Raw genomic sequence first — 806 nt, 5'->3', positions numbered from 1 at the left:
AGGTCGTCCTCCATACTTTCGAAAAATTGGCTCAATTGCTTTAAACATCGGTTGGTAATCTTCTTCAAAATAACGATGCACTGCGATGGATATGGAGTCACGTTGATAAAAGGGGCTTAACCAGGCTTCTTCACCTTTAATGAAGCGACACTCAATAGGAAAGAATGCTTCACTAAAGTGTTTTTCAATGGTGTCTCTTACTTCACCTAAGGCTTTGATTCCTTCTTCTACGGGAAGATGATATTCCATTTCATTAAAGCGGACGTTTCTATCATTGGCGTAAATAGCGTAGGAATGGTCAATATTTGTATGTGTTTCAAGGGTCTTCATATAGGTGCCGATAATCAACTCGCGCAGTTGACTCGACCAGCCCAAGTAGTCTCTGGCGGCTTTAAGGTCCATAATGCCGCTGTTACCATCAATTTCCTCTGACGATGAGGGGGGCTCATTGGTGATATTTAAGGTGTCAGTGAGCGCCATGCCGGTGAAGGGGAAATAGAAGAATTCAAAGTTCCGGTTGTCCTTGGCAAGTTTATGGGCTTGCTCAGTGACGTCTTCAAAACTCATCCATTGTGCTTCGCGTATAAGGTTAAATGGCGCCTGGTTTTGCATCGTGATTGAGGTGATGANACCGAGGCTTCCCAGGCCAACCTGAGCTGCCCTAAATAGCTCGGGATTGTGCTCATTAGAACATTGAACAAGATCACCTTGTGGGCTAACCATTTCAAGGCCTATGACATAGCTCGATAGGCTTCCTAATGACATGCCTGTGCCATGCGTTGCGGTGCTGATGGCGCCAGCAAGGG

At 45.6% G+C, this 806-nt stretch carries 1 protein-coding gene; it reads right to left on the bottom strand.

Going from position 1 to position 806, the window contains the following annotated elements; all coding sequences use genetic code 11:
- The coding region (locus A3761_RS08295) for a D-arabinono-1,4-lactone oxidase (RefSeq protein ID WP_304439602.1) at nt 1–806 on the bottom strand (806 nt) is incomplete at both ends.

The sequence above is a fragment of the Oleiphilus sp. HI0123 genome (assembly GCF_001635315.1).
Note: the sequence above shows the minus strand (reverse complement) of the source record. Positions and strands in the feature narration are given on the sequence as shown.